The organism is Acidovorax sp. 99 (assembly GCF_003096455.1).
In the GTDB taxonomy this organism is placed as follows: Bacteria; Pseudomonadota; Gammaproteobacteria; order Burkholderiales; family Burkholderiaceae_C; genus Acidovorax; species Acidovorax delafieldii.
This window is the reverse complement of the sequence record NZ_QEKU01000002.1, coordinates 101153-122036: the sequence shown is the minus strand read 5'-3', so window position 1 is coordinate 122036 and position 20884 is coordinate 101153. Positions and strand designations below refer to the sequence as shown.

Sequence of the window (20884 nt, the reverse complement as noted above, 5' to 3'; positions counted from 1 at the left end):
CCCGATTACTTCTTGACCACCGTGACCTGGCCCTTCATGCCTGCGTCGTAGTGGCCTGGGTACAGGCAGGCGAACTTCACTTCGCCAGCCTTGGTGAACTGCCAGATGATTTCGCCTTGCTTGCCGGGGGCCAGCGACACCTTGCTGGGCTCGTCATGCTCCATGTCCGGGAACTTCTTCATCGTCTCGTAGTGCTCCTTGAGTTCGGCATCGGTGCCCAGGCTGAACTCATGCTTGACCTGGCCACTGTTCTTGATCACGAACTTGACCGTTTCGCCCTGCTTGACGGAGATCGCGGCGGGCGTGAAGCGCATGGTGTCAGCCATGTCCACGTTGATTGTGCGACTGACTTTGGAGGCTTTGCCTGGTTCGCCGATGGCTGACTCCTCGCTTCCATGGCCGTGACCGCCGCTGTGGGTACCGCCCGCAAAGCTGTTGAAGGACAGGGCCACCAGGGCGGAGGCGGCGATCAGGGAAAGAGTGCGTTTCATAGTTACCTTGGGTTGTGGATGAGGAAAGGAGGCGATCAGTGGCCGCTGTGCGAAGACGGCTTTTTGACCTTGACGACAGTGTCCGAGCTGGACTTCTCTTTGCGGGGCATGGATTGGCCACCTTCGGCTTTGAAGCGGGCTGGCTCCGCCATCGGGCCGGTGTATTCGTACGCCACCGTGCCCTCCGGGTTCTTGTACCAACCCGGGTTCTTGTAGTCGCCCGGCTTCTGGTCGCGGCGCACCTTCAGGACACTGAACATGCCACCCATCTCCACCGAACCGAAGGGGCCTTCCCCCGTCATCATGGGGATGGTGTTGTCCGGAATGGGCATCTCCATCTCGGTCATGTCTGCCATGCCCCGCTCGCCCATGACCATGTAGTCGGGGATCAGGTTGTTGATCTTCTTGGCCACACCCCGGTGGTCCACGCCGATCATGGTGGGAATGTCGTGACCCATCGCGTTCATGGTGTGGTGGCTCTTGTGGCAGTGGAATGCCCAGTCACCTTCTTCGTCTGCGAGGAACTCGATCTGGCGCATCTGGCCTACGGCCACGTCGGTGGTCACTTCGTAGAGACGGGTGCTCTTGGGTGTGGGGCCGCCATCCGTTCCCGTTACCAAAAACTCGTGACCGTGCAGGTGCATCGGGTGGTTGGTCATGGTGAGGTTGCCAATGCGAATACGCACCTTGTCGTTGAGCCGGACGTTCAAGGAGTCGATGCCAGGAAAGATGCGGCTGTTCCATGTCCACAGATTGAAGTTCGTCATCTCTGCAACCTTGGGCGTCGCGGCCCCGGGCTCAATGTCATACGCACTGAGCAGGAAGCAAAAGTCTCGATTCACTTCATCAATCAGCGGATGCTTGGTCTTCGGATGCGTGATCCAGAAGCCCATCATGCCCATGGCCATCTGGGTCATTTCATCGGCATGCGGGTGGTACATGAAGGTGCCCGGGCGGCGTGCCACGAACTCGTAGACGAAGGTCTTGCCCGACTGGATTGCGGGCTGGTTCAATCCAGCCACACCGTCCATGCCATTGGGCAAACGCTGTCCATGCCAGTGGATGCTGGTGTGCTCGGGCAGCTTGTTGGTCACAAAAATGCGAATGCGGTCGCCTTCCACCACTTCAATGGTGGGACCAGGACTCTGGCCGTTGTATCCCCACAGGTGGGCCTTGAAGCCAGGGGCCATTTCGCGCACAACGGGTTCTGCCACCAGGTGGAACTCCTTGACCCCCTGGTTCATGCGCCAGGGCAGCGTCCAGCCGTTGAGCGTGACCACCGGGTTGTAGGGGCGCCCGGAGTTGGGCACCAAGGGGGCCATGGTGTCGGCGCTGCCCTGGAAAATGGGCTCTGGCAGTGCGGCCATCGCCACGCGGCTCACACTCGCTGCGGCCACTGCCCCTCCGGCAATGCCAGCAAACCGGAAAAAATCTCGTCTTGAATTCATGTTGGTTTCCTTGGGGGATCAGTGGCCGGCACCAGCTTCTGCAGCAGCGGCGCCGCCGCTACCCGCGACGCCAGCGCTCGTGGGTTTTCCGATGAGAGAGGCTTGTAGCGCCGCGTCCGCCAGCCAAAACTGTTGTTCTGCATTCAGAGCAGCCATTACCGAGCTGACCTGATCGCGGGAGTCCGCCAGCAATTCGAAAACGCTGATCAGCATCCCGTTGTAGCGAAGCTGGTTTTCTTCGGAGATGGTTTTTCGCAGGGGAATCACCTCGTCGCGGTGGTGACGCGCGATGTCATATGCAGTGCGGTACGCGGAGTAGCTCTCCCTAAGGTTCGAACCCGCCGCGCGTGCGGTTGCTTCCAGGCGGTTGGCCGCAGCCAGGGTCTGCGCATTCATGGCGTCGCGCCGCATTCCACCCCAATCGAAGATGGGTAACTGCAAGCTGATCTCGAAGCCGCGCCGCGTGGAGTGGGTGTTCTCGGCGGCATCAAAGACTGAGTCGCGCCGCACGCCCAACTCGATGTCCGTGAAGGTCGTGATCGTGTTCCAGCCTTGCGCGCGTGCGGCTGCGTCGTAGTCAGCCTTCGCGATCTGCAGATCCAGCCGCCCCTTAGACGCTTGGCGGCCAGCGTCCGATGGGGACAGCGGCTCCTTGGGCAGTGTGGGCAGGCGCTCAGGCAACTTGAGCTGTTGGGCTTGGCTGTCGTCCAGACCCAGCAGCCGGACCAGTTCCTCACGGGCTGCCGTGACTTGGTGCTGGGCACTGGCCAGCTGGGTCGCTGTGTCGGCATAGAACGCTTGCTGGCGTGCACGGTCAAGCTTGTTGAAATTGCCCACCGCCTGCATGCGCTTGGCCAGTTCGGCACTGGCTTGGGCGCTGGCAACGACCTGTTGGGTGTAGGCCAGCGTTTGTTGCGCGGCAACGGCGCGTACCCATGCCTGACGTACCTGCGTGACTTGGTCCACTACCTCGCTGCTCAGGCGCAACTGGGTCTGCTTGATGCGCTGCTCGGCGATGCCTTTGCGCGTCGGCAAGGTCAGCAGGTCCAGCAGCCCGAAGGACAGGAGGCGGCCGATCTCCGTCTCGCTGCCCAGGCGAACGCGCTCCAGGCTCAGGATGGGGTTGGCGATGCGGCCGGACTGGGCTGCCGTGGAAGCGTCCGCCCAGTTTTGAGCCACGATGGCCTGCAGGGATGGGCTATTGACGAGTGCGAGTTGAACGGCATCCTTCTGACTGAGCGGCTTGGCCAGCAGATCCGAAGCGCGCTGGCGCAAGGCGTCCCGCTCGCTCTGGTCCCGGGCCAAGGTAAGCTGGCCGTCCGTGAAACCGCTTGCGGCTGTATTGGCGCTGGTGAGGTTCTGCTCCAGATTCACGCTGGCGCAACCAGACAAGACCGCCACTGCGGCCATGGCGATCACGAGTTTGGCGCGGGGCGTGTGCAAGGGGCGGTTCATTGTTTGCCCCCGTGGTGTGCGTCATGGCCCTGCGCGGGTTGGTCCTGGCCGGTTGTGGGTGCCGTCTGGCGAATTTCCTTGGCATAGGTGCGCCAGCCTCCGATCTCGCCCACCTTGTCATTGGCCGCTTTCCAGGGCTGGACGGATTGCTCTTTGTAGGCTTCGTAGCCCGAGAGGGCTGATCGGTACGAAAGCTGATAGTCCACCTTGGCGGATTCGCCCTCTGGCATCTGAGCCAGAGCCAGGGACGGCGCTATTAGCGCGGCGGCCAGCCAGGGGGTTGATATAGGTCGTGAAAGCCAGGAAATTTTCATAGGTTCACCATGCGTTCTTGATGCAACGCATTGTGTGATCCCAAGGCTTCCGCCGACATAACGGCTTAATTACATCTTTGTCATCTGAAAGAAAGCCCGCGATCTGCAGGCACACTTGCCGTCATTCGCAGACAGGGAGATCCCGTGAAGATATTGATCGTCGAGGATGAAATCAAAACCGGCGAATACCTGCGCCAAGGCTTGCGTGAGGCAGGGTTCAACGCCGATCTGGTTCACAACGGAGTCGATGGCCTGCATCTGGCCCAGGAAGGTGACTACGACCTGGTGATCCTGGATGTGATGCTTCCTGGGATGGATGGCTGGCAGGTGCTCACCAATCTGCGTCGCCGGGGCCTGGAGATGCCCGTACTGTTTCTCACGGCCAAGGATCAGGTGCAAGACCGGATCAAAGGGTTGGAACTGGGGGCGGACGACTACCTGGTCAAACCGTTTTCCTTTGCCGAGCTATTGGCGCGAGCGCGCACCATCCTCAGGCGTGGTCGCAATGGCACCGAGGTGACGGTCCTCCAGGTGGCCGATCTAGAACTAGACCTCTTGCGGCGGCGAGTCAGCAGATCTGGCAAACGCATCGACCTCACGGCCAAGGAGTTCGGACTCCTGGAGCTGCTGATGCGCCGCCAAGGGGAAGTTCTGCCGCGCTCTCTGATCGCGTCGCAGGTGTGGGATATGAATTTCGACAGCGATTCCAATGTGATCGAGGTGGCGATGCGTAGGCTGCGCGCCAAAGTGGATGATGCCTACGAAGTCAAGCTGATCCAGACGGTCCGAGGCATGGGGTATGTGCTTGAGGCTCCCGAGGAGAGTGCGTGAAGGCAAGGTACTCGCTCACGACACGGCTGACGGTCTTTTTTACTTTGGCTTCCGGGCTGGTGCTAATTGGACTGGGGACTCTCGTGGCAATTTCCATCGACCGACATTTTGTGGAGCTTGACCGCGATGCATTGCGTGACAAGGTTCACCTGACGCGTGAAGTCATCGGCAAATCGAAGTCGCCGCAGGATCTGAAGACGCGGCTGGATGACGTTTTGCACAGCCATGAGGGCCTCTTCGTCACCGTGCTTCGCAATGGTCAATCGCTGTACTCGACGGAAGACTTTGAGTTTCCTGCGGACTTGAGCGTGCGGACCCAGCATTCCCGCTTGGGGGTCGCCTCGTGGCGAATCAAGGACCGTGAGTACCGGGGAATGTCCGAAGCCGTGACGCTGCCTGATTCCGCAGAGCCGCCGCTGCAGGTCTGGGTGGCCGTGGACATTGCTCACCACAAGCACTTCATGTACGAATTGATTTGGGTACTTGTGAGCTACGTGGCATTGGCAACGCTGGTGGCTGGGATCCTGGGCTGGTGGGCCGCAAAGAATGGCTTGGCCCCCCTTCGCGCCATGCGGTCCCGCGCCATGGCCATCACGGCACAGCGACTGGACGAGCGGATGCCAACCCAGGAGTTTCCGGTGGAGATGGCCGACCTGGCGACCACCCTCAACGAGATGCTCCGGCGTCTGAAGGAGGAGTTCGACCGGTTGTCCGAGTTTTCTTCGGACCTGGCCCACGAGCTGCGTACGCCCATCAACAATCTGATGACACAGACCCAGGTCACGCTCAGCCAGGCTCGTTCTTCCGAGGAGTACCAGGACATACTGGCTTCCAACGCCGAGGAGTACCAGCGCCTGGCCCGCATGGTGGCTGACATGTTGTTCCTGGCCAAGGCTGACCACGGTCTCATTCTTCCCAGCACGGAGAAGATCGCTGTTCACGATGAAGCACAGGCCCTGTTTGATTTCTACGAGGCCCTTGCAGAAGAAAAGCAGGTCCGACTGCAATTGGTCGGGGCAGCGGAGATCGCTGGCGACCGGTTGATGCTGCGCCGGGCGCTGAGCAATCTCCTGTCCAACGCCATTCGCTACACCCCACCAGGCGAGCGGGTGGTCGTGGACATCCAAGGGGACCTGCACGGAACCACCGTGGATGTCGTCAACACCGGACCTTCCATCGATGCGCAGATGATCCCCCGCCTGTTCGACCGCTTCTTTCGGGCAGACAAGTCGCGCAAGCAGCTGGACTCCGATGGTGCGGGCTTGGGCTTGTCCATCACCCAGGCGATTGTTCATGCGCACCGGGGACGGATTTCCGTGAGCTCGGCTGATGGCAGAACTTGTTTTTCGATGTATTTCCCCAGTGCACAGAGCATTGGCAAGCACCTCACGACAGATGCATGACCCCCTGGCAACCCTCATAGACTGCTGGAAGGCAGACCCGAGCAGCACCTACAACACCTGGTTCCTGTGGGATCAGAGGATCAAGAACTTCCGCTCCATCCGCCGAGGCATCGCGCAGGTGGTGCAGGACATCCGGGGCGGAACGTTTGGCAACGCCTACCGAGGCTCCTCGCTGGAGACGATCGTGGGTTCCGTGGCAGAGCAGCGCCAGATTTTCAAGGGAGCGGACCACGCGTTCCTCTGGAAACCCAAGCTGCGGATTCCGGACATCTACGAGAACACGAGCAACCAGCTCGCCTTCGCAGATCTTCTTCACACTTGCGATCACTGCGACTGCGCGGAAGACGTGGTGGCCGCCATACAGCGCATTGATGCAATTGGCATCAAAGGCTTGGGCCCAGCAGTCGCCAACTTGCTCTACTTCATCCACCCAACGCTGGTCTCCCCCTTCAACACGGCCATCGTCAATGGTTTCAACGCGGTGACCGGGGGGCGCGTGAAGCTCGGGCGCTGGGACCACTATCTTTCGATGCGAGAAGGCTTGCTGCGCTTGAACGCGCAGTACCGGCTGAAGCTATCGAATGATCTGGGTGCAATCGCGGGACTCATGTTTGACATTGGCGGCGGCCGATATGCAGCGCCGCCACCGGCCATGGATGCTGCGGCGACAGCTCTCTGGCAAGAAGACCTTGAGCGTGTGCGGCAGGAATCCGCCGCATTGCAACGGGAACTGTCCCAAGCGACCGAGAGCGATGCGACCCACACGGGTGTCCAGGCTTCACTGCGCGACCTGGGCAAGGCCCTCGGGTTCGAAGTCTGGATAGCGTCCAACGACCGGGGCCGCGCCTATGGCGGGGGGGTGCTGGGAGACGGATGCCTCTCGCAGCTGCCAGCCAGCCTGGACCGAGGATTGGAGTCCGTGCGACTGATCGATGTTGTATGGGTTGATCCCCAGACCTCGCAATTCGCCGCCGCATTCGAAGTCGAACACACCACGTCCATCTACTCGGGGATTGTGCGCATGCTCGATCTGGCCCTGGGCACGCCGGTTGCAGGCAACTGTGCATTGTTTCTGGTGGCTCCAGACAATCGCAGAGACAAGGTCGCTGAGCAACTTCAAAGGCCTGCCTTCTCCAGGGTGTCAGAGCTGGGAATCCGGTACCTGCCTTACAGCCAGCTGGAGCAGAACCATGCCTCCATGAGCCGCTTTGGGTCCAGCATCAAGCCGTTGCTGGAGATTTCGCAGCGGCTGTGAGCCACGGCTATTTCGTGCGGCGCGCTTCGCTGCGCGCGGCTTTTTGGGCCCCAGGGATGCGGCAACCCACGGCGATGTCGGCAAGATGAAGTTTCTGTAATCCCGAACGGCGGGATTGACGGGTAGCGCCTTGCGTTGCGAAAGCCACAGATCGAACTCCAATCTCTACGATTGGGCATCGCCTCGGCACAGATTTCGAGGCAGAACTTCGCAAACTCTTCGCCCCAGAAAGCCTCGGCATGAACGTCACGACAAAGCCATTGGATGCACTATTGCCTGTCAGTTCGCTGGGAAACTCTGTGCCCAAAGCACCGAGCATCCAGGGAGGCGGTTTTCTGGACGCGATGAAGCAGGCGCTTTCAACTACAAGCCAGTTGCAGAGTGAGTCTGGTCGCCTGAGCCGCGAGGTCACACTCGGCAATCCCACGGTCAGTCTCGAAGAAACGATGCTCGCTGGCGTCAAGTCGAACATCGCGTTTCAGGCCACGCTTCAGAGCCGCAACCGCATTGTCCAGGCCTACACCGATGTGATGAACATGCAGGTGTGAATTGCCCTAGGGAGTACAAGGTTCGTGGATGACGCACTGATCGGCGCACATGCTTTGCCTCGGAGTCGCTATCAGCTGGGACCCACCTTGAAGTTCATCCCAGCTTCAGGTAGAGATAAGTTCCGGGGATTAACCATGAGGCACATGGTCGAACGAAAAAGCGGACGTAAAGCACTTTCTCCTGTCGGGGTGGCAACGCCACGCGTTGCGCCTTCATCAATGTAGATGGGCGTCTCAGCCTTTGATGACGTTAGACAGGTCTGTCATACGTTTAGCAACTGCAGGGCTGCGAAGGATACACCTTCAGGTTGTTTCCCCCAGATGTGATCGCAGCGCACATTCGTCTTGATGCAATTGGCTTCTCATGAGTGCAAGAAAATTCCTTGCAACACCTGATAAAACCTGTCCCACAGGGACTGCAAGTAAGCAAGAGAAGCCTACATCGACCGATAGCCGACGCACCACCAATCCGCGTTCAGCGTAATCGAGCGCCGTTATAGGATTGACAATCCCCACCCCTAATCCACGTAATGCCATCTCACACACACTTGCTGCGTAGGGAGTGTGGATGGACACGCTCAAGTGGACACCATGCTCCGCAAGTTTTTCCTCCAAGCGGCGACGGGAAGCATCTTCTGGGTTCAACGCAAGGAATGGGATTTCGGCTAGCTGCTGTGGCTGCACTCGCTGATGGCGGGCCAATGGATGGTCTCCCTTCATGACAACCACTCCTGGAAACCGCGCGAAAAGGGTAGCATCCAAGCCGCTTGTCGGTATTTCATCGGCCATCAGTCCGAAGTCTGCATGCCCTGAAACCACTCGCTCACGGACATCCCGAGAGCTCAGAACCTGCAATGACACGTGAGGACGCCTTTCAGGAGTCTTGGCAGTCATCAGCCTCGCGAGGCATCTCGGCATGAAACCTAGCCCAAATGCGGGGTAACTGGCGATATTGAGTTGGTTCACTCCGAAGTCCCGCAAGCTCTTGAGGCGATGCTCGATAGCGCCCATACCGACAAAACTCCGTTCAACCTCTACCAGCAATGCCTTTGCCTCAGGCGTGGGGTGCAGTCGTCCTCGCAACCGCTGAAAAAGATCAAATCCGGCTTCAGATTCCAGACGCTTGAGTGATTGGCTGACCGCCGGCTGGGAGACACCGAGAAGCACAGCAGCCTTTCTGGCTGAACCGCTCACCATCAACGCCCTGAATGTTTCTATCTCGTTAGCCCGCATATAACCCCAAATAATCAACCGATCACAACTCTATTACTTTTTCTATCAACTTATACCTAGACTTGGCTGCGGAACAACAAAGGAGACGACGACCATGAACTTTCGCATCGCAGCCATTTCCCTCATCCTGGCATTCGGAGCCAGTGCACAAGCCCATGATTTCGGGCCAGACATTGCCCGCTATCAGAACCTAGCTGCCACTAAAAAGCTTGACAGCAACGAGGCGATTCAAGCGCGTCTGGCACTGGAAAGAGCTCAAGGGCAGATGGATCAAGCCGACATCAAGATGCTTTTGCGCATACGCAGCCTGACCAATAATGGCCTTCGCGAACTCGGTGAACAACCTGCATTTCTCTCCAGCGAGTACAAGCGACTTGAGGCCGCACTGGCGAACCCGAAGACTAATGATCCAGCCAAGCTTGCTAAGGCGCGGGAGATCTTTGCGCAGCTTTCCCATGAGAAGCCGGTTTACGAGGCGCTTGAGGCAGAAGCCGTCGAGAACATGAAGCAGGCGATCAAGCTGATCGAAGCTGCGCCGGTTAAATAAGTTATGGCTTCTCACCATGATGAACAGTACAAAGCAAATAGCAAAACTTCTGGCTGCGACCATGCTTGCGCTCGCCACCACTGTGGTGTGGGCTCAGTCGTCTGTGACTATTTATGGCATCGTTGATGCGGCCGTAGAGCGTGCCGACAGCGGGTCTGGTAGTTCGGTAACGCGCCTCGTGTCTGGTCAGGGATCTGCCTCCAGGCTGGGCTTTCGCGGGACAGAAGATCTGGGTGGTGGACTCCGCGCCATATTTAGTTTGGAAGCCGCGCTGAACGCGGACAACGGCACCGGTGGAGCAACTGGCGGGGGGCTGGCATTTAACCGTCAAAGCTGGGTGGGCTTGGCCGGCAAGTGGGGGCAGGTAACCCTTGGGCGGCAATTCAGACCTGAAGCGCGCGCGGTCTTCGGCATGGACCCGTTTGACGCGGGTTCCGTTGCGTCTCCCCCCAACACTTATGCCAACACGATATTCCGCGCGGACAACGCGATTGTCTACGAGACCCCGCAACTGGCTGGCTTTGTTGGACGGGTTATGTATGCGTTTGGCGAGCGCGCCGGCGATATTTCTGGCGCTCTGGACGACGTCGGAGCGTCGCTGCAGTACTACAACGGTCCCATTTATGCGGCCTATGGCTATGACAGCAGACGCAACGCAGCTGCCACCGACCGGCGCAACTGGCACTCCTTGGGTGGCTCCTATGACTTTAAAGTAGCCAAGCTGTATGGCGCCTACCGCATCCGTGAGGAGGCTGCCGCCAAATTGGATGAAGCCAACTACTGGGTCGGCGTCGGAGTGCCCATTGGCGCCTTGACTTTACAGGCCACCATGGGACGCGTTGATGACAAGACGGGAGCCAAGCGCAGTGCCAAAGGATACAGCGTTGGCGCCGAGTATTTGCTGTCCAAGCGATCTGATGTGTACATGCGCTACGCCAAGCTTCGTAACGAAAACGGAGGCACATTCGGCTTGGACAACGGGATCAATGGGGCGTCGCCTTCATCTGTAGTCGTCGGAGTACGGCATCGATTTTGAGTTTCCAGGGTGGCATTGGAGCTTCGGTGACGCAGCCAGATGCCTTAGGAGGGAAGGAGTGTTCTTTCCCTCCGCTTTTTAGGAGGAGCTGCGGCTCAAATATGAAAGACGATACCTCGCACGAGCAAGATGCGCTCGATTTTGTAAGTTTGTCACCGCCGGTCTGGCGTGCCTCGACGGTCGTGTTCAAGACGCTGGAAGACTTCGTCAGCCGCAAGTCCCGGTTGCCTGATGGATTCACCTACGGGACTACGGGAACGCCTACTCAGCGCCAGTTGGAATCCAGAATTGCAGCGCTGGATAGCGCTCAGCATTGTGTGGTCACGCCATCGGGCCAAGCGGCGATCTGCATGGTTTTGCTGGCCACTGTGCGCAGTGGAGACCACCTGCTGATGACTGAGTCTGCCTATGGCCCTGCAAAGACATTCGCACTTCAGCATCTGACGGCGCTCGGTGTGGACGTGGAGTTGTATGAGCCGCGGGTTGGCAAAAACATCGAATCGTTGTTTCGCGAGAACACCAGACTTGTGTGGCTTGAGTCGCCAGGGTCGGTCACGATGGAGTTACAAGACATCCCAGCAATCGTTGAAGCAGCGGCTAGCCGAAAGATCACAACGGCGATTGACAACACCTGGGCAAGTGCACTAGGCATGAAACCGCTTGAACTTGGCGTAAATATCAGCGTGCAGGCCTGTACCAAGTATCTGGGTGGACATTCAGACGTGCTGATGGGAAGTATCAGCACAAGGGATGCGGATTTATATCGTGCGATACGTCAGTTGCAGGCAGTGATGGGTCAAGCGGTAAGCGCTGAGGATTGCTTCCTGATATCTCGCGGAATGGACACGCTGAGCGTTCGATTACGACACCAAGTGGACTCTACGAATCAGATCGCCAAGTTTTTGCAAGGTCATCCACTGGTCAAAAAGGTGCTGTTGCCTTCGCTCAATACTTCTCCGGATCGCCTTATCTGGGAGCGCGATTTTTCAGGCTCAGGATCGCTTTTTTCAGTGGAACTTACAACAGCACCGCTATCGGCATATACGGCCATGTTTGGAGAATTCCGACATTTTGCAATTGGTGCCAGTTGGGGCGGCGTCCATAGCATCGCTGCTTTTTACCCCAAAGAAGAAATTTCAGCGCGCAGATATCGGCCTTGCGATGGACCTTTAGTGCGCTTATCTATCGGACTTGAGAATGCCAATGATTTGATTGAGGAACTCGATACAGCTCTTCAAGCTTTCGAAAAGGCAATTCCTTCGTAATCTGACCCTTACCCTGGGTCGTATATCCATTGAAGGCGTGTCAGTCGCCCCGCCTACAGTTACCCATTTTAGCCGCTTTGCTTATTTGAAAGATATTCCTATGTCCAGACGCGCTTTCGTAGTACTAGTTACTAGCTTGTTCTTCGCAGTCACCGCAGTGCATGCTGCATACCCAGACAAGCCGATACGACTCATTGTTCCATGGGCTGCCGGTGGAAGTACTGACGCTATCGCCCGAGCCATCGCTCAGCGTATGAGTGCAACGATGGGCCAAAGCGTGGTAGTCGACAACCGCTCCGGCGCCTCAGGACAGATCGGGACGGACGCAGCTGCTAAGGCTGCACCGGACGGCTATACGTTTGCAATTGTTGAGTTGCCTCATGCCATTCAACCGGCAGTGGTTGCCAAGTTGCCTTACGATCTGCTGCGCGACTTCACTCCAGTCAGCTTGGTTGGCACGTCACCGCTGGTGTTGTTTGCCGCGCCAAACAATATCAAGACGGGCGACATGAAAACCTTTTTGAATAAAGCCAAAGCGGCTGGCGAACTGGTGTCCCTGGCTAACAGCGGCACAGGCTCAAGTAGCCATCTCGCGGCCGAAGTTCTCGCCTCTCGAAGTGGTTTCAAATACACCCCCATCCCATATCGCGGCTCTGCTCCAGCGCTTACAGATGTGGCAGCAGGCCAGGTGACCGGTCACTTTGCCACACTTGCAAGCGGGAGTTCGTTATATGGTGCCGGAAAGCTCTCGGCATTGATGGTGACCGGTCCAAATAGGCTATCCGCGTTGCCAGGAGTACCTACGGCAAGAGAGGCGGGAATTGAGGGGATGGACTTCAATCAGTGGTGGGCAGTAGTGGCACCAGCCACAACACCTATTGAGATTGTCGAGCGGATTCGATCCGAGATCACGGCGGCACTTGCCCATCCATCCACTAAAGAGCGGCTTAGCACTTTGGGCATTGAACTTAAAGCGTCCACGCGAGACGAACTGCGCAGTTTCATGCGCGATGAGGTCGCGCGTTGGGGAAATATTGCGCGCCAGGCGGGTGTGAAACCCGAATAGGTGAGCCACCCCGTTGATTTCAAACCTCGGTGGGTTGACAGCGCATCTCAGCGTGACGACGCAACAAGCATTAAAGCGTAGCTCAGTGCGCAATAAACGACCGAAAAAACAAGTTCCATCCGCGCCGATGTCGCTTCTTCGCTTGAAGAGTAGGCGCGGCTGCCGGAAGGCTAACGGCGCTCAAGGGCAGTGTATTGTTTGCACTGAGTACATGCATCAGACTAGCGTCACCAGTCTTGTGCAGGGCACCGCTAAATGCGCCCGATCACGACTGGGCGATATGCATCGGTCGAGGTCGCAATGTTGATGGCACGTAACACCATTTGCCAGCACCGCCGCCTCTGAAGCCGCCGTAGTCGATGTGAGCGAATGGCAACACCATGACGCGGGCGTCGAGGATTCCGAAAATGTGTTGAAGATGCCGCTCGTTAACGGCTGTTAGTACGTCTCTCCATCTGAAAGGACTTTTCTATGAAAATAATTACTGCACTCATCTCCACTGTTCTCATTAGTGCGTCCTTTGGTTCGCAGGCGCACGAAGGCGAGGATCACAGTAAGAAGACCACCCCCGGTACAGTCAAAAAGGAGCAGAAAGCGTGGGGTATCGCTGGCGATGTCAAAGCATCAACACGCACGATTGAGGTTTCGATGATGGACAACATGCGGTTCACGCCGGATCGCATCGAAGTCAAAGAAGGCGAAACAGTGAGGTTTGTGGTGACGAACGCTGGAAAGGTGATGCATGAGATCGTGATCGGAACCAAGAAGGAGTTGGACGAGCATGCCGCATTGATGGCCAAGTTCCCCAACATGGAGCATGAAGAGCCGTACATGGCACACGTATCACCCGGAAAAAAGGGTGAATTGGTGTGGAATTTCAACCGACCAGGTGAGTTTGACTTCGCTTGTCTAATCGCCGGTCACTATCAAGCCGGGATGGTCGGTAAAGTTCGAGTCGTGGCGCAAGATGCCTCGAACAATAGCCATGGCAAAAGTCAAAAGCGCTGAGAACAGCCGCCACTAATACGCAGCAAGTCTTGATTGACATAGCGACAGCTTTGCTTCGTAGTGCCCTGTTCTCCGCACTCCGAAGCAAGCGGTTAACGTCTAGTCGAGCGCCGGTAAGGTCTGCGATAGGCCTCTTCAGCGGCCACTCGAAAACGAAAGTAAAGAATGCGGGCCGGTGCCGGTCTTTGTCGGTCCGATCGTTGTGGCTAATCAGCACCCGCCACTTTTACGACTGGAATTGGCCTGTCCGCACATTCGATCATTGACAGGGAGACATCGCGCTAACCAGTCCCGCACGGCTCATACGGTTCGGCTCCGGCCACTGGGGTAATTTTACTGAACCTTGGCAGATTCATCCGAGGTGGCGGCCACGGCAGCATGGTGCGCTGCGTGGTAGCGGTCAGGATAGATTTCGTTGAGCTTGCGGCCGTCTTCGCCCACACCGACGATTTCTCCTTCGCGGATGGCGCGTGCCAACTCACTCTTGACTTGTTCCCGAGTCTTCAACGACTTGCCTGCCACGATCGGATAGCGACCAGACATCAACTCATTGCGTTTGACTCCGAATTCACCGGCCACCATGATGTCACCCGTACGGATAGCCTGCTCCAATTCTTCACGCACTTGCTCGCGGGATTTGCTAGCCTGAGTTGAAGTAGCCGAGCGATAGGCTCCGGGGTTGATTTGCTTGAGAGTCATCCCAGAGTCGCCAGCAGCAAGCATCTCGCCGCTTTGCTGAGCCTGCGCCAATTCAGCCAGCACTTGTTCGCGCGTCTTGCTGACCGTTTGGTCTGATGCGAATGCGGGAGCTGCGATGAGGGAAAGGACGATGAGGGTGGTCTTCAGTTTCATGATGGAATTTCCTTTTGGGTTAAATGGCAATGGTTCAGGTGCAACCGCAGGCCGGTTTGGGAGGGCGCGCAGTTGCAGGTGATCGTTGAGAGGGTTCAGGGCAGTTGGCGGGCGTTGACCCAACCTGCCTCGCCGCCCAAATCGCGCATGCCATCGCTGGTCACGGGGTTGCGCTTGGCGGTCTGCAACTCATCCAGGACCTGCTGGCGGGTCTTGGTCAGCTTGGGGCCCGGGACGAGTGGATAAGTGGCCGGGTAGCCACGGCTGATCCAGTACAGCGAACCGTCTTTTTGAGCCGCCAGCACGGTGCTTTCAACCGCTTGGCGGCTCACCGCATTGCCCAAATGGTCAGCGGCCAGGCTGACGCCTTCTTCCTGGCTAGGGCTTGCGTGGTAAACGGAAGTGGCGAAGGACGCAGTAGTGGACACGGCAAGGCTGGCGACGAGGATTACGGTACGAACTTTCATGATGGTCTCCTGTGGCGCCGGATGCCCGATATGGTTCATCCAGGTGGCGATTTCTGCACCACGGAGAGAAGTCTAGAAATTCCACCCCTACCTGACAGTGACCTTCCGATTACGCTTTTGATAGCCACACGCAATGCCTGCGAGGAAAGGGGTAATTGGTTATCGTGCAGGAGGCCACCTGGTTTCACACCACCACGACAAGGTACTCCGAAGGAACTGTCATGACGAAGAGGGCAATGAGCTGGTCTGTCGCCATCCTGGCGCTCTTGAACGTCGCGGGTTGCAGCACGCCCATCTACGAGGGCCGGTACGCATGGTCCGATGGCTGGCGTATCGGAAAAGTGAGCAGACTGCTATCAGCAGACGAAGCCGCAGAAATACGTGGCGTTCGCTGTCCGGGTGCGAGCAAAAGCCCGGCAGGCCGGATCGTGGTAATTAAATGGCGGCAAGTAAACCGCACCCGGTGGCACTTCGCGTTGTTGCACACAGGAACAAACATTGCTCCGGGAGACGAGGTCTATTTCAACGCTCTGGGCTGCGACGTACATCCAGTTGCACGTTCAGATGTTCTCCCTCGGTAGGCGCACAGTCACACGGGCCCATCACAAGCCAGCCGGCGCAGTCACGAGTCTTGTGCCCCTCTCATGTCCATCTTCGGTCATTCGGGAATTTTGATGACGACGTGGGCGCGACCCATGCGCAGGCTTCCTTTATTTCAGAAACGTCATCCACACCTCATCTTCCGGTCGGTCCCTGTATCCCAAACTCCTCTTCACCACGACGTGCACCGATTCTTCGAGCCGCGTGAGGCCGTCAGCTGGGCTGACGTTTTAATCACCGATGAGGAAAGAAAGACGATGTCCAAAAAAATGATTGTGTCCATCCTGGTCGCTGCTGCAACGCTGGCTTCTGGGATCACTTTTGCAGCGCCTGGCGGCGAGGACGTGCGTTCCCAAGTGTTGACCACCCGGGCGCAACCAGAGGATGGCAAGACGCGCTACTGGAGCCATCCTAGGTTGGGCTTGGTCAAGGTCGATGCCGCAGGCCGCATGCTCACGCCGCGATCGATCGCAGACGACGCAGCACGATCCGCTGCCCCTTCTGGGAGCCCTTCGTCGCGTGGGCGTTGATGTGTCCTGGTGGTGTGTGAAGCACGCTATCGATGCATCTGGCTCGCCATGAAGATGATGCTTCAGCATCATCTTCTCTGATCGAAAGTCTGCTGTGCGAAGCAGAAAAGCAAGCGGCTCTTGCAGCTGTTCCTTGCGCAAAAGTGACACATTGATAACAGTCATGAAATCTCCCCGTAATTTTTGACCCATATCGGGGGTAGATCGTTCGAAAGCCGCGCCAATAGGCGGTGCCAGCCTACAGCGCCGAATGCCCCAAACGACAAAAGATGGTTGCTCCTCGCAGCTACCTGCGCAGGTCCCTGCTCACCTTTCGAGCTATTACCTATCAGGAGATCCAAATGAACCACCCCCCGAACCCATATATGTCTTGCATCAAGGCTTGCCAGTCGTGCGCGACGGCCTGCCATGTGTGCTTCGCAGCTTGTCTGAAAGAAGCCGACGTGAAAATGATGGCGCGCTGCATTGCCCTGGACGCAGACTGTGCTGCGATCTGCGGCTTGGCAGCCGACGCCATGGCGCGCAACAGCGAGCATGCAGCTGCAATTTGCGCGCTGTGTGCTCAGATCTGCAAGGCCTGCGCCGATGAGTGCGCCAAGCATGAAGCTGACCACTGCAAGGCCTGTGCGCAGGCTTGCCTCAAGTGTGCCCAAGAGTGCGACGCCATGGCGCGTGTCGCTTGATCACGTTGCTCAACACTTGGAGACACCATGAAGAAATTCCCGACTTCCCACTCGCTCACCGCTGCCGCCTTCGTTGCTTGCAGCTTGTTGTCGCCCCTGTCTGTCCAGGCCCAGACCGCGCCCCATTCGGGCATGAAGGGGGCCGGCATGGATCAATCGATGCCTCAGGGCAAGATGGACATGAAGGCCATGATGAAGGAGAACAGCGACAAGATGGCATCCGTGCCAATGTCGGGCAACCCTGATGTGGATTTTGCCCAGATGATGCGGGTCCACCACCAGGGTGCGATTGACATGGCCCAGGCCCAGTTGCGGGATGGCAAGGATCCCAAAATGCTCAAGATGGCCAAGGACATCGTTGCGGCGCAGAAAAAGGAAATCGCTGAACTGGATGCATTTCTGGCCCGCAGTGGCAAGACACCTGCCGCTCCCGCCAAGTAGTCCTGGTGGACCGATTTCGCAGCCCTGGGTTTTTGGATCGTCGAAATCCAGGGCTGTGCGGTCGGATGCTTGTTGCAGTGCGGGCCCTTGATTGAGATCAAGGTCGGCGGATGTTCCTGCTTGACACTCCCACTGTGTTAAGCCTTATCGTTCCCCCAAGGTCTACCACTGATGACTTTTGTTGGATAACACCATGAACCACGACCACACCACAGAGCATTCGAAGGCTACAAATCCGTCTGGAAGCCGCAAAAAGTTGATCGGCGCAGTGATCATGCTTGGACTGATTGGTGCTTTCTTTCTGCTGAGAGAGCACTGGTCGCACATCGCTGGCTATTGGCCTTACCTACTCTTGCTGGCCTGCCCACTAATGCACCTCTTCCATGGACATGGGGGCCACGGTTCTCATGGCGGCGGATCCGGTCGCAACTAATCCCGCGCTACACGACACACCTTCAGGAATTGCAACCATGGCTACAGCAGCGCCCCACGAACATGCTCATCACGGGCATCAGCCTCATGAAGGCCATGAAGGACACGCTCATCCGTCTAAGGCGGCGTTGAAGGATCCCGTCTGCGGTATGCCGGTGACGACCGAGTCCCAATACACCGCCCTCCACGAAGGCCACAACTACTACTTTTGCAGCGCCAAGTGCCAGGGGCGCTTTGTTGAGGCGCCACAGAAGTACGCACCGGGCTCTCAAGGCAAGTCTGGGGCCGGGCCTGAAGCAACTCAGCCCGGCACCATCTACACCTGTCCCATGCACCCTGAGGTGCAGCAGGACCACCCCGGGAACTGCCCCAAATGCGGCATGACGCTGGAGCCCATGCTCCCCACGCTGGATGAGGGAGAAAACGCCGAACTCGTGGATTTCCGGCATCGCTTCTGGTGGACGTTGCCACTGACCGTGGTGGTCACTGTTCTGGCCATGGTGGGGCACAGGCTGCAGTGGTTCGAAATGGCCACCCAGAGCTGGATTGAGCTGGTGCTGACGGTACCCATCGTGCTGTGGGCTGGCTGGCCCTTCTTTGTGCGTGGTGCCCAGTCCATCGCGAACCGCAGTCCCAACATGTGGACCTTGATCGGCCTGGGCACGGGCGCCGCATTTGTCTACAGCGTGGTTGCCACCGTGGCGCCTGGGGTATTTCCAGCCTCGTTCCAGGCCATGGGCCGCGTGGCGGTGTACTTCGAAGCCGCAGCTGTCATCATCTCGCTCACGCTGCTGGGCCAGATGCTGGAGCTGAAAGCACGCTCCCAGACCTCAGCCGCCATCAAATCGCTGCTGGGCCTGGCCCCCAAGACCGCACGGCGTATCGACGCCAACGGTCAGGAGAGTGATGTTCCCTTGTCCCATGTCCATGTGGGAGACCTCTTGCGCGTACGTCCCGGTGAGAAGGTGCCGGTGGATGGCGTGGTGGTCGAGGGGAGCAGCGCGGTGGACGAAGCCATGCTCACTGGCGAGCCGGTGCCCATCGTCAAGGGGCCTGGCGATGCCGTCATCGGTGCCACGCTCAATACCAACGGGGCACTGGTGATCCGGTCCGAGCGGGTGGGCTCCGCCACCATGCTGTCCCAGATTGTTCAGATGGTTGCGCAGGCACAGCGCTCACGGGCTCCCATGCAGCGCATGGCCGACCAAGTAGCGGGTTACTTCGTGATGGCAGTAGTCGGTATCGCGTTGCTTACGCTGTTCGCGTGGGGCCTGTTCGGTCCAGAGCCACGCTGGGTCTACGGCTTGGTCAATGCAGTTGCGGTGCTGATCATCGCGTGTCCTTGTGCGTTGGGCCTCGCGACTCCTATGTCGATCATGGTGGCTACTGGTCGGGGGGCGACCAGCGGCGTGCTGTTCAGGGACGCGGCAGCCATCGAGAACCTGCGCAAGGTGGATACGCTGATCGTGGACAAGACTGGCACGCTCACAGAGGGCAAGCCTTCCTTCGAGCGGGTTGTTGCCATGCCCGGTCTGTCCGAGGATGAGGTTCTGCGCCTGGCAGCCAGTCTGGATCAAGGCAGCGAGCATCCGCTGGCCGATGCCATTGTCCAAGCGGCCCGCGCCAAGGGGCTGGCCCTGGACAAGCCCGAGGACTTTGAGTCCGGGTCTGGCATCGGGGTGCGCGGACAGGTCGCTGGACGCCAGCTCGCCCTGGGCAACACAGTCCTCATGGAGCAGGTCGGGGTTTCTGCGAACCCGCTGCTTGCGCAGGCAGAGGCCTTGCGCGCCACAGGCGCCAGCGTGATGTACCTGGCGGCCGATGGCCAGCTTCAAGGCCTGCTTGCGGTCTCGGATGCCATCAAGGCCAGCACGCCGGAAGCGCTGGCGACCTTGCATGCGGCGGGGCTGCGCATTGTCATGGCCACGGGCGACGGCATGACCACCGCCAAGGCGGTGGGGGCAAAGCTGGGGATTGATGAGGTTCATGGCGAGGTCAAGCCTGCGGACAAGCTGGCCCTGGTGTCCCGGCTGCAGGCCGAAGGCCGTGTTGTTGCCATGGCGGGTGACGGGATCAATGACGCGCCCGCCCTTGCCAAGGCAGACGTGGGGATCGCGATGGGTACTGGCACCGATGTGGCGATGAACAGCGCACAGGTCACCTTGGTCAAGGGCGATCTGCGAGGGATTTCCACGGCGCGGGAACTGTCGGAGGCAACGGTGGGCAACATGAAACAGAACCTCATGTTCGCCTTCCTCTACAACGCGCTGGGCATACCGATTGCTGCAGGGCTGCTGTATCCCTTCACCGGCTGGCTGTTGTCGCCAATGATCGCGGCCTTGGCAATGAGCCTGAGTTCGGCGTCCGTGATCGCCAATGCCCTGCGACTTCGCAAGGGCTGAGATGGCTCGGCAGGCCCGGATTTGATCTAGGTTAAGTCCGTGGCCATCGCTGGGGATACCATTCGCACCATGATCTTCGCCAGAAGCACCGTATCGCGCCAAGGACGCTGGATAGCCAGCGTTCTGGTCGCGGCATTGCTTCTGATGCAGTTCGCGTTGGCCGCCTATGCCTGTCCCAAGTTGGACTCTGCAGCCCATGCGGCATCGATGCAAAAAGCGAGCATGGCCATGGAAGATGCCGTCGGCATGCCCTCCATGCCCGATTGCCACGCGATGGCGGGTACCATGGATGAGCAAGATCCTCAGCTGTGTCGAGCCCATTGTGATGGCGAAAGTTTGTCCTCCCCCTCGCTCCAAGGTCTCGATCTGCAGGCGCTCGCGGCGCACGCCATCTGGGTCGCCTATGTGCTGCCTGTGATCCTGGACTCCGAGCGCCACATTGACCCTCGGGCTGTCTACGCGGAGCTGGACAGTCGAGCGGGCGCTCCCCCCATCTATCTAACCCATCAGGTCTTTCGGAATTGATCGTGCACGCCTTGCGCGCTGCCTTGCAGCGTTTGCGCAAGTCTGACTTCGT

22 protein-coding genes are annotated in these 20884 nt (G+C 58.4%); 15 read left to right on the top strand and 7 right to left on the bottom strand.

What is annotated here, in order from left to right:
• Positions 1–5: 5 nt before the first annotated feature.
• From C8C95_RS23395 to C8C95_RS23380, 4 genes are read right to left on the bottom strand one after another with little or no spacing between them, the layout of a single operon-like run.
• On the bottom strand, positions 6–491 hold the full coding sequence (locus tag C8C95_RS23395) for a cupredoxin family protein (RefSeq protein ID WP_056419630.1): 486 nt from the start codon (positions 489–491) through the stop codon (positions 6–8).
• Positions 492–526: 35 nt separating this feature from the next.
• Positions 527–1939 (bottom strand): copper oxidase, encoded by a 1413-nt coding sequence (locus tag C8C95_RS23390; RefSeq protein ID WP_116750488.1) that lies wholly within the window; start codon positions 1937–1939, stop codon positions 527–529.
• 18 nt (positions 1940–1957) lie between these two features.
• Positions 1958–3394, bottom strand: coding sequence for a TolC family protein (locus C8C95_RS23385; RefSeq protein WP_116750487.1), 1437 nt, complete (start codon positions 3392–3394; stop codon positions 1958–1960).
• Positions 3391–3708: a hypothetical protein gene (locus C8C95_RS23380; protein ID WP_015012919.1), complete on the bottom strand. Its 318-nt coding sequence runs from the start codon at positions 3706–3708 to the stop codon at positions 3391–3393. The genes C8C95_RS23385 and C8C95_RS23380 overlap by 4 nt, the downstream gene beginning before the upstream one ends.
• Before the next feature lie 144 nt (positions 3709–3852).
• Between C8C95_RS23380 and C8C95_RS23375 the strand changes: the two genes are divergently transcribed.
• From C8C95_RS23375 to fliE, 4 genes are all read left to right on the top strand, one after another.
• Positions 3853–4539 (top strand): heavy metal response regulator transcription factor, encoded by a 687-nt coding sequence (locus C8C95_RS23375; protein WP_116750486.1) that lies wholly within the window; start codon positions 3853–3855, stop codon positions 4537–4539.
• Entirely contained in the window at positions 4536–5942 is a 1407-nt protein-coding gene (locus tag C8C95_RS23370) for a heavy metal sensor histidine kinase (RefSeq protein WP_116750485.1), read from the top strand. The genes C8C95_RS23375 and C8C95_RS23370 overlap by 4 nt, the downstream gene beginning before the upstream one ends.
• Positions 5935–7197: a type II restriction endonuclease gene (locus C8C95_RS23365; RefSeq protein WP_116750484.1), complete on the top strand. Its 1263-nt coding sequence runs from the start codon at positions 5935–5937 to the stop codon at positions 7195–7197. The genes C8C95_RS23370 and C8C95_RS23365 overlap by 8 nt, the downstream gene beginning before the upstream one ends.
• 239 nt (positions 7198–7436) lie before the next feature.
• Entirely contained in the window at positions 7437–7745 is a 309-nt protein-coding gene (fliE, locus tag C8C95_RS23360) for a flagellar hook-basal body complex protein FliE (RefSeq protein ID WP_116750483.1), read from the top strand.
• Between the two features lie 303 nt (positions 7746–8048).
• On the opposite strand, the gene C8C95_RS23355 is transcribed toward fliE, so the two are convergent.
• Positions 8049–8996, bottom strand: a complete 948-nt coding sequence (locus C8C95_RS23355; protein ID WP_347707489.1) for a LysR substrate-binding domain-containing protein — start codon at positions 8994–8996, stop codon at positions 8049–8051.
• A gap of 76 nt (positions 8997–9072) precedes the next feature.
• Between C8C95_RS23355 and C8C95_RS23350 the strand changes: the two genes are divergently transcribed.
• From C8C95_RS23350 to C8C95_RS23330, 5 genes are all read left to right on the top strand, one after another.
• Complete coding sequence (locus C8C95_RS23350; protein WP_116750482.1) at positions 9073–9525, top strand: hypothetical protein; 453 nt, start codon at positions 9073–9075, stop codon at positions 9523–9525.
• A 16-nt stretch (positions 9526–9541) separates the two neighbouring features.
• On the top strand, positions 9542–10561 hold the full coding sequence (locus C8C95_RS23345) for a porin (protein ID WP_243415802.1): 1020 nt from the start codon (positions 9542–9544) through the stop codon (positions 10559–10561).
• A 101-nt stretch (positions 10562–10662) separates the two neighbouring features.
• Complete coding sequence (locus C8C95_RS23340; RefSeq protein WP_116750481.1) at positions 10663–11826, top strand: PLP-dependent transferase; 1164 nt, start codon at positions 10663–10665, stop codon at positions 11824–11826.
• A gap of 100 nt (positions 11827–11926) precedes the next feature.
• Positions 11927–12892, top strand: coding sequence for a tripartite tricarboxylate transporter substrate binding protein (locus tag C8C95_RS23335; RefSeq protein ID WP_116750480.1), 966 nt, complete (start codon positions 11927–11929; stop codon positions 12890–12892).
• Between the two features lie 471 nt (positions 12893–13363).
• The gene (locus C8C95_RS23330) at positions 13364–13900 is read left to right on the top strand and encodes a cupredoxin family protein (protein ID WP_116750479.1); all 537 of its coding nucleotides are present in this window, start codon (positions 13364–13366) and stop codon (positions 13898–13900) included.
• Positions 13901–14233: 333 nt separating this feature from the next.
• Here C8C95_RS23330 and C8C95_RS23325 read toward each other — a convergent pair whose 3' ends face one another.
• Together C8C95_RS23325 and C8C95_RS23320 are read right to left on the bottom strand one after the other, a co-directional pair.
• A complete protein-coding gene (locus C8C95_RS23325) occupies positions 14234–14752 on the bottom strand; it encodes a DUF4148 domain-containing protein (protein WP_116750478.1) in 519 nt (172 codons plus the stop codon).
• Between the two features lie 95 nt (positions 14753–14847).
• Positions 14848–15219 (bottom strand): hypothetical protein, encoded by a 372-nt coding sequence (locus C8C95_RS23320; RefSeq protein WP_116750477.1) that lies wholly within the window; start codon positions 15217–15219, stop codon positions 14848–14850.
• A 644-nt stretch (positions 15220–15863) separates the two neighbouring features.
• On the opposite strand from C8C95_RS23320, the gene C8C95_RS23600 reads away from it, so the two are divergent.
• From C8C95_RS23600 to C8C95_RS23290, 6 genes are all read left to right on the top strand, one after another.
• On the top strand, positions 15864–16349 hold the full coding sequence (locus tag C8C95_RS23600) for a hypothetical protein (protein ID WP_133246268.1): 486 nt from the start codon (positions 15864–15866) through the stop codon (positions 16347–16349).
• 341 nt (positions 16350–16690) lie between these two features.
• On the top strand, positions 16691–17032 hold the full coding sequence (locus C8C95_RS23310; protein WP_165836611.1) for a four-helix bundle copper-binding protein: 342 nt from the start codon (positions 16691–16693) through the stop codon (positions 17030–17032).
• Between the two features lie 27 nt (positions 17033–17059).
• Positions 17060–17473 carry a DUF305 domain-containing protein gene (locus C8C95_RS23305; RefSeq protein ID WP_233250588.1) on the top strand — a complete coding sequence of 138 codons (414 nt, stop codon included), beginning with the start codon at positions 17060–17062 and terminating at the stop codon, positions 17471–17473.
• Between the two features lie 274 nt (positions 17474–17747).
• On the top strand, positions 17748–17906 hold the full coding sequence (locus C8C95_RS23300; RefSeq protein WP_347336228.1) for a DUF2933 domain-containing protein: 159 nt from the start codon (positions 17748–17750) through the stop codon (positions 17904–17906).
• Positions 17907–17943: 37 nt separating this feature from the next.
• Positions 17944–20307 (top strand): heavy metal translocating P-type ATPase, encoded by a 2364-nt coding sequence (locus C8C95_RS23295; protein ID WP_279323254.1) that lies wholly within the window; start codon positions 17944–17946, stop codon positions 20305–20307.
• Between the two features lie 69 nt (positions 20308–20376).
• The gene (locus tag C8C95_RS23290; protein ID WP_060987635.1) at positions 20377–20832 is read left to right on the top strand and encodes a hypothetical protein; all 456 of its coding nucleotides are present in this window, start codon (positions 20377–20379) and stop codon (positions 20830–20832) included.
• The last annotated feature ends 52 nt before the right edge of the window (positions 20833–20884 follow it).